The organism is Serratia oryzae, from assembly GCF_001976145.1.
GTDB lineage: Bacteria > Pseudomonadota > Gammaproteobacteria > Enterobacterales > Enterobacteriaceae > Chania > Chania oryzae.
In genome coordinates this window covers 1-9,513 of sequence record NZ_MOXD01000026.1, presented here as the reverse complement: position 1 = coordinate 9,513, position 9,513 = coordinate 1, and the positions used below count along the sequence as shown (strand labels likewise).

1 protein-coding gene is annotated in these 9,513 nt (G+C 59.0%); it reads right to left on the bottom strand.

The genetic code is table 11. The features are described 5' to 3' along the window. Positions 1 to 9,513: two-partner secretion domain-containing protein (locus BMI79_RS22545; RefSeq protein ID WP_076944383.1), on the bottom strand; the 9,513-nt coding region annotated here is incomplete at both ends.

The following is a 9,513-nucleotide window of genomic DNA, read 5'->3' as shown; positions in this document are numbered from 1 at the left end:
CGTTGCCTTTCTCCGAGCCCTGGCTCTTGTTGGCGTTGGCCGACACCGCCACACCTGCGGTCGAGACATCGACCCCGACGCCAAAACCGCTGCTGCTGTTCTTGCCCGTCGTCTGCTGGGTGTTGGCTGCACCGCTCAGCAGCACATCGCGTTCAGCATTCAGCGTGGTATCCCCACCGGCTTTCAGTTGGCTACCCGCAATCACAATATCCCCGCTGTTGGCAGTCTGGCCTTTGCCCGTGGCGGTCACAGAGAGGTTGTTACCTGCCGTAAGCCGCGAGCCGGTGACCGTTGTGGACTGTGAATGGGACTCAGAGCTGGACTTCTGGCTCCCCAGTGAGGCACTGACCCCCACGGTATTGGCGAGATTGCCGCCTTTGGCTTGCTCCAACGCCACCGCTTGGCCCGCTTGCACGCCAGACAGCGCCGCCTTGGTGCCTTGTAACGCTGCCAGGCGACCGTCGGTTTCTTTCTGCGCCTGCTGCGCCGTGTTGACGGCAGTGTTCACCGCACCGCCTGCTGCACCAGACAGCGCGATAGTCAAACCGCTGGTCTTCTGCTCAAAGGTCTCATCCCGACGGGTGATATCGTGCCCAGGGTCAATCTGCACGCTGTCGCCGGTCACCGACAGGTTCTGGTTGGCAATCACATCGGCACCGCCGATATGCGCTTTGCCGCCCGCCACGATGCTCACATCGCCACCGGTCGACCCAATGGTGCTCACACTCTGACTCTGGGTAGTGCCGTCTTCGTTCACCTGATGGCGTGACGAGGTGCTGCCGATGGTGAAGCCCAGCCCACCGCCGCTGAACACACCGCTCTTTTTCTTCTCATCCAGCCGGTAGCTTGATTGCTCTTCGGTGGCTGCCACTATCTCGACGTTATTACCTGCTTTTAGATTAATATTGCCATCACCCACCACCGCAGAACCTTTTACCGTCAGGTCGTTACCTGCCGACAACGATACGTTGTTGCCGCTGAGCAGTGAGCCTTTTTCCTGCGTGGCATAGTCTTCCTGCACCGTATGGGTGGTGGTCTTCGACAGGAAGCCTTTCTTGGTTTTGGTCTCTTCAAAGAAGTGATAATCGCTTTCGGTGGCGCTGTTGAGCGTGATATCCCGCCCGGCACTCACCGCCACGTCACCGCTGGCCTGTACCTGCGCGGCATTCAAGGTTGCATCGCGTTCAGCACGGATCGTGGTGTTGCCACCGCTGGCAATCTCCGTACCCTGTTGGCGAAGGGATTCATCTACCTGCTGACGTTTGCCGTTTTTGCTTTCGCTGTACTGGCTGGTCTGTTGGGTAGTGAGGTTCACGTCGCGCCCGGCGCTCAGGCTGACGTCGTTATCCGCTGCCACCGCTGCCGCCTGCAAGGTCACATCGCGGCCCGCATCCAACGTCAAATCACCGCCGCTGGTCAGCGTGCTGCGCGCCACGTCTGTAACGGTATTCAGGGTGCTGTCCTTGCCAAAGCCTGATTGAGCATAGCTACGGGTCACCTGATTGGCGGTGATGGCGATATCCCCCCAGGCATCCAGCCACATATCGCCACCGGCAGACAGGTTGGCACCGGTCAAGCGGATGTCTTTACCGGCACTCAGGCTCAGTGAATCCAGCGAGGTGATAGAGGCGGTATTACCCAGCGTAGTGTCAGTGAACCCGACAAACTCGCCGTTGGGCCCTCTGGCACTGAAGCTGTTGGTTTCCGCCAGCGTGAGGTTATTGATGCTGCCACCGATACTTTCCAACGCCACCCGGTTGCCACTGATGGTGGAGCCAATATTATTGATATCCCCCAGCGCGCTCAGTTGCAAATTGCCGCCCGCATTGAGCAAGCCTGCATTGAGATTGCTGATGCTGTTTTGGCTATCGAGCGTCAGGGTATTCTGTGCGGTCAGGGTACTGCCGCTGTTCGTCACATTCCCCGCCGTGAGCGTGACGTTTTTGCCGGAAATCACGCTGCCGTTATTCAGCGTCACGTCTTTCGGTGACAGGTAGACCTTCGGCACCATCACCGTTTGGCCGTTGAGGGTGGTGGCTTCCCACCACAAGATGCTGTGGTCCAGTGCGGCGATCTGCTCGGCCGTCAACGAAATACCGAACTTCAGCCCCAGGGACTGCTGCGCCTTGGCGGCGTTGTCCATCAGGGTTTGCATTTGTTCCAGATCCGACCCTACGCCGTTCAGGTAGCGGCTCCCGGTCTGATTGAGCAGGAAATTGCTGACGTAGCGGGTATCAAAGGCCTCGTCCCCGAGGAAACGGTAGTCGTAATCCGGGTGGAGATTCAGGCGCTCAAGGAAATAGGCCGAACCGATAAAGGCGTTTTCATCTGTGTACTGCGCACCGGTTTCACGCGGAGCCTGGCCGGGCGTGGTGCCCAACAGCGCATAAAGATCGCCAAACAGGCTCGGATCCAGTTGCCCCAGGCCATTCAGTTTCGGGTTGGTGGTGATCAGATACGGGCTGTTGGGATCGGTCGAGGTGACAAAATAGCCGTTCTCACCCGAGGGCAGGGGATAGGCACTGGTATCGACCGTTTTGCCCTGATACTGACTTAAACCGTTGCTACCAGGCTTGACCAGGTTCGCGCCACCGGTGGAGGTGTTTTGCAAACTGGCCCCATCCCCCAAATTGGCATTTCCCAGGCCATTGCCAGTGTACGTTCCTAATCCGGTGAGCTCTGGCGTGGTGTTCTCCAACCCGCTGCCACCCGCGATTTGTTGCAGGGCATGTTGCAGGTTGTCTTGCCACGCTGGCGAATTGACGGCCACCTTGTCAGTGGCTGAGAGCGTCTGTTGCCCTACGGCACCGCCGATCGCCTGCTGACTCAGGGGGTTCAGCGCCGGGGCAGTGAGGGTATTGCTTACCCTGCCGGCGTTGGCCGTGGCGTTGGTGTTACTGATATCCTGACTGAAGTTTGCCGTGACGTTGCCGCCTGCTTGGATAACGGAACGGTAGCTGTCATCCGAGGTGGTTTCCGTGGTGTGGCCCACCAGAACATAGCGGACCGTGTCTTCGGTTTTGCTGGTTCCAGGTTGAGGAATATGGCCAGTGCCAATACCGGGAATGCTTCCATCCTTACGGACGCCATCGATATAGTTGAACACCGCATACTCGGTGTAAGCACCGGATTGATAACTCTGGTTGTTGAGCGTGGAACCCGACAGCACAATATCGCCGTTTGCCAGCAGTACACTGGCCTGATTGTTAAGGGTGTTAGCCTGAACCGTTAAGTTGCCACCCGCAGACAGGCGTGCGCTGCCCCCTTCGGCGGAGGCCTGTGACAGGATCTGACGGACGGCAAATTGCCGGGTTTCGTTGCCGGGTGTGGGTACGTAGTAATAGGTTTTATTGGCATACAGGAAGCAGGCCGAACCGCCACAGGACCCCGAGGTGGAGTATGAAGTGACGCTCTTTTGCATCAGGGTGTCCAGCCCCAAAACCTCAATCGGGATATAGGCGGAAGCACTGTTCAGCCAACTGTAGGTATTACTCATATCGAGGGTCTGGGTTGAGTAGCTCAACCCGGTACGCTCATTGAGCAAGCTGGCGGTGTTGACGGTGATATCGCCCTGTTGCGTCTCGATGGTGCCGGAGCTGTTCACCACTTCGCCGTTGGCGTTGCCCGCCATGTCGCGCTGCATCCACAGGCTGTTGCCCGCCAGAATATCACCACGCAGGTTTTTGATGCTGTTGGCCAGCAGATACAGGTTGTGACCAGCATACAGCAGGGCGGTGTTGACTAGGCTGCCTGCCGCATTCAGCGTCAGTGTGCCCAGCGTGCCGGTAAAGCCCCCGACGATGATATCGCTCTGGCTGTTCAGGGTAACATCTCCCCCTGATTGCAGCGTTCCGGCGGCATTCAGGGCGATGGCGCTGCCACTGAGAGTACTGGCCCCGCTCCCGATGGTGATTTGCCCGTTATTGGTCAAGAGGCCGTAGGTGGCGAGGTTAACGCTCTGCCCCTGCAACGTGCCCTGATTGGTCAACGCCCCCTGGCTGCTGATGTTCAGGCCCTGACCTGCGGCAATCACATTCTGGCTGGTAAAGGCATTCACCAATTGCAGCGTCAAGTTACCCAACGCCACTACCTGGCCTTGTTGTGCAAAGCTGGCGCTGTTCAGCCATAAATCGCCACCGCTGAACAGTTTCCCCGCGCTCTGTTGATCCACCTGGTTAGCCTGGATACTGAGCCCCGAGGTGCCGAGCAGCGTCCCGCCGTTGGTCAGTTGCTGGGTGCTGACCGCCAGGCTGCTGCCTTGGACGGTCCCCTGGTTGTTCAGGCTGCTGCCTGTCAACGTGGCCTGCCGTTCTGCCAGCAGGGTGCCGCTGTTATTTATCGTATTGGCATTCAGCAGCAGCGTGGCGGCTTGCAGCCAGCCGTTGTTGGTGATTTGTGTGCCGTTAAGCGTGAGGTCAGGGCCTGAAAGCAGCCGACCGTCATTGAATCCAGATATCGCCGCGTCTAGCCAAGCCTGGCCACCGCTTTGTATCAGGCCACTGTTAACCCACTGCGGTGTGGTGAGGGTCAGCGCGTTCTGGCTGAGCAGGGTCCCCGAGGCATGGTTGGTCAACGCGCCTGACAGGGTCAGCGTCAGCCCGTTTTCCCCTTGTATGCGCCCGCTGTTGGTCAGCGCACCGCTGTTAATCCACAGGTCATTACCCTGGAGACGGCCAAAGTTGGTCACCGATGCGGCGTCCAGTTTCAGGGTGCCTGCCGTCAGCAGGGTGCGATCCTGTTGCTGGATAAAATCGCCGTTCAGGGCGACCGTTAACCCATCTACGCCGCTGATGTCGCCCTGGTTATTCAGGGTATTGCCGTGCAGGGTGAGGTTTTTTGCCAGCCATTGCCCGGCGTTGGTCAGGGACAGCGCCTGTAACGCCGCCGTGCCGTTCGCGGTGATTTTGCTGTTGGCTGCGGCATTCAACGCCCCCGACAGGGCCACTTGCAGTGCATCTGCACTCTGGATCGCGCCACTGTTCTCCAGTTGCTGAGCACTTAACAGGATTTGTTGCCCCTGCCACTGCCCGTCATTGGTGATCGTGCCACCGTTCACCGTCAGTGTGCCCTGCGTCAGGATGGAGCCCTGGCGGCTGTTCACCAGCGTCAACAGCGGGGCGGTCAGCGCCTGAGTGCCGAGGGTCAGCGATTGCAGGCCGATCAGCGTGCCTGCGTTATTCACCACCGCCTGGGCCAGGCTCAGGGTATCGCCCTGTACGGCCCCCTGGTTGTCTAGCTGAGCCCCCGCCAGGGATAACCGCCCCTCGCTCAGCACGGCACCGCTGTTGGTCAGCGTCTGCGCCTGTATCTCGCTATCGCCCTGGCTGAGCAGTGAACCTTCGTTCAGCAGTTCGTTGGTGACGTTGACTGACAGCGAATCGGTTCCCAGCAGGGTGCCACGGTTCAGCCAGCTATTGGCGGTGATGTGGGTTTGCCCACCCTGCGCCAGGCCCTCCGAGGTCAGTTGCCCGGCATTCAGCGCCAGTTGTCCTCCGGCCAAGGTGCGGCTTGAGGTCGCCAGGGTCATCACATCACCCTGAGCATCAAGCCATTCGCTACCCTGCCATAATCCGCTGTTACCCAGCGTGCTGGCCCCCAGCGTCAACTGATTGGCCACCAGTTTGCCGCTGTTGGTCAGGTGAGTGCCGTTGAGGCTCAGCGTGTTCAGGCTGCCGATCTGCCCGGCGTTTTGCAGGGTATCGGTGAGATCACCGGTCAGGTTGGAGATCGCGTTGATCGACCCGGTGTTATCCAGGCTATCGACGTTAAACGTCAGCGTATCCGCCTGCCAGAGCCCGGCGTTGGTGACCGCGCCGCTGTTGAGCTTCAACTCACCGCCACTCAGCAACTGTGCCCCGGCCAGCACCTTCAGCCCTGTGGTGATCAGGGTCAGCCCGATATTGCCCTGCATGATGCCACTTTGCGTCACGTTACCGCTGTTGAGCGTCAGCCTGTTGCCCGCCAGCACCCCGGCGTTGTCTACCGATTGGCTGCGGAAGGTGGCGTTTTCACGCGCCACCAGTTGAGCGTTTTGCTGGTTAACCAAGGCACCGCGCACGTTGATGCTCAGGTTATTGGCCAGAATGCTGCCCTGGTTGGTAAATTGCTGGCCGGTAAGCGACAAGTCGTCATTGACCTGCAATAACCCGGCGTTATCCAGTTGGTCGAGCGCCAGATCCAGTGCGCCGCCGCTGATCAGTTTCCCGCTAGCGAGGTTGCTGAGGGTAGGGATAGCCAGTTGCAGATGGCTGTTGCCTTGCAGCAGGCCACTGTTGGTCAGTTGCGGTGCGGTTAGCGTCAGTGTGTCAGCCGCCAGCGTACCCTGATTCAGAATACTGGCCGCCGTGAGGGCAAAGCGATCCTGGCTCAGTAAATAACCGCTGTTGGTCAACTCACCGGTAAGATCTGCGGTCAGCAGCGTCTGTGCCTGAGCGCTGCCACTGTTCTGCCAGCTTTGGGCATTGACCGTCAGTTGCTGGCCTTGCAGAGTACCCAGGTTAACCAACTGTTGACCGTCGAGGCGTAAGGTCCCCCCCGTCAACATCTGGCCGGTGGTGCCGTTACTGAGGTGGGTACCTGAAAGTTGCACGGATTGGCTGCCTTGCAACAGCCCCTGGTTGATAACATTCCCTATCACGTTGAGTACGTTGGCCGCCAGCCACCCTGAGTTATCAAGCGTAGCGGCGGAAACCTTCAGCCCTTGCTGGCTGAGCACTTTCCCCTGATTGGTGAACGCCTGAGCGATGTTCAGATCGGCGGTTTGTTCACTCAGCGCATTACCGCTGTTGAGCCACGTCTGGGTCGACAGATCCAGCGTCTGGCCCTGCAATAACCCGGCATTGGTCAGTGACTCAGTTTGTAATGCCAATTTCCCGGCACTGAACAGAACGCCACCCAATTGGTTATCCAGCGAAGCGCTCCCGATACTGAGCTGGTTGCTGCCTTGCAGGGTTCCGGTGTTGAAGAGGGTGGTGGTATCGAGCGTCAGACGGGACGCTGACAGCAGGCCATCATTATTGAGCAAAGGGGTGGTTAACGTTAACGACTCAGCCGCGTTGATGGTGCCGCTTTGCTGGTTGCTGAACTGTTTGGCCAGCGACAGCGTCATCATGACCGCTTGCATTATACCGGCGTTACTCAGGGTTTCTGCTGCCAGGCTTAGCGTGCCGCCGGTGAGTAAGCGCCCACTGTTTGCCACCTCATCAGCCTTGATGGAAAGGGTACTATTGCCCTGTAGCGTTCCGCTATTGGTGAGGTTATTGCTGGTCAGGACCAGTTGATCCGCCGCCAGCTGCCCGGCGTTGGATAATGCCGCCGTGGTGAGCGACAGGCGATCCTCGGCCAGCAGCAAACCGCTCTGCTGGTTGTCGATGCGTTGATAGTCCGCCGTCAGGTTAACGGCGTTGATTTCACCGCTGTTGCTCAGTTGTTCACCCTTAAGCTGCAGATCGCGATCGGTGGTGATCAACCCCGCATTTTTTAACGTCGGGACCGTCAGCAACAGCGAATGGGCGGTATACAGGGTTCCGCCCTGTTGGTTGTCGATCAGTTGGGCGATCAGTTGCAGGGTCTGGCTGCCCTGCAGCAGGCCGCGGTTGGTGAGCGTTTGGCTGTTTATCGTCAAGACGGGGGCGACCAGGGTCCCCGGGTTGGTGAGGGTTTTCGCATTCAGCGCCAGGGTTGCCGCATGGCTTTTCCCGCTGTGTAACACGGAGTCTGCCGCTATCGTCAAGGCCGCTTTGGCGGTCTGGGTGCCTGCCAGCATGGCTTGCTGGGCCTGGAGGGTGAGAGTGCCCCCGCTTTGTAACTGTGCCCCGGACTGTGTGTTCAGCGTGGTGCTCTGCAGCGCCAGATCTCCCCCGGCGCTCCATTCTCCGCCTAATGTGGCATTCCCCGCGTTTACAGTGATGTTGCCCTGGCTGATCGTGGTAGAGTCTGCCCCGGTGAACAGCGTATCGCCGTTGAGGGTCAGCGCTTTCGCGCCAGAGAGCAGGCCGTTTTGTTGTAACGTTCCCGCTGTCACGCTCAGGCTGCTATCGCTCAACAGTTCACCGGTGGTGCCATTACTCAACATCCCGCCGATAGTGAGAGAGGCTTGCCCTTTGGCACTCAGAATACCGTCCTGATCCAGCGTTTGGCTAGAAAGGGTCAAGGCCCCACCGCTCAGTATGTTGCCGCTGTTGGTCAGTGATTGGCCGTTCAGCGTCATGTTCCCCAGGCTTTGAACGGTGCCGCTGTTTCCGAGGGAGGAGAGGGTGCTTTGTATTGCCCCATTGGCCGCCAGCGTGCCGCTGTTTGTCAGTGCGCCACCGCTCAGGGTGAGGTTTTGCCCGGCGACCGTTTGCCCCTGCGTCAGCCCAGAATTAAACAGCGTCATATCGATATGGCGTGCTGCATCAACCTGGCTGCTGGCGTCTATAAGCAGGTCACGGGTGCGCAGCTTGATATCGTTTCCGGCGGTCAGCTTGCCGTTGCTGACCTGCAACGTCCCGCCACTGGTCAGGACCATATTCTGGTCGCTGACCAGCGTACCCCCTTGTTGGGTGAGATCGCCTTGGCTGGTCAGCGCGATGGATTGACCGGCTTTGTGATCACCCAGCAGACTGATACTTTGCCCGCTTGCCGTCAGCGTACCGCTGGTCAGGCTGTTATTGATCGTCAACTTGCCGTTGGCATCCAGAGTGATATTCCCATCACGGGCATTGAGGTTACCGAGGTTAACGCCGACGCCGGTTTCACTGGACACCAGATGAATGCGGTTGGCGTACATTCCGCCCAAGGCGCCTGTGTCGATCGCCACTTTTGGCACGTCGCCCTGACCGGCGATCGGTGTAGCGTTGCCTTGCGCATCCACCCGGTTGGCACCCAGCGTGATGGTTGCGTCTTTGGCATGCAGTTGCGCGTTGAGGTCGGTGGCACGGGCAATCAGCGCGAACTTGTCGCTCTGGCTGGCATCCAGCCCTTGGCCCTGAATGCTGATCGCCCCCTGGGTTACTTCCAGCGCCTGCAAACTGCCGTCGGCACCCAGTACCGGTTTACCGGTGGTCAATGTTGCATTCGGGGTGTTGATAAAACCGCAGCCGTCGCAGGTGATACCATACGGGTTGGCCACCATCACATTGGCCTGCTTGCCCGCCACTTCCATATAGCCCTGCAGTTGCGAACGGTTCGGGGCCACCACTTCATTGATGATGCCCTGGGCTTCTTTCCCTGCCTGCAGATTGGGGTTGTTCTGGATCAGACCACCCAACTGGCTCTGAGTGAGCCGATCGGTGGCGTTGTTGAGGATCAGCCCCTCTTTTCCCACGTTGAAGTCGTTGTATTTATTGTGGGAAATTCCGGCCTGATTGGGCGTGGCGATATTGATCACCGGCACGCCGTTGGCGGCCTGATCGAGTTTCGTATTGCCTTCGGCGACGCTCACGCCGTTGGCAAACGCGGGTAACACCGGCTGCCACACCAGGAGGGTACACAGGGCATAGCTCAGCCAACGTTGGGTGGCATGAAGAGGAC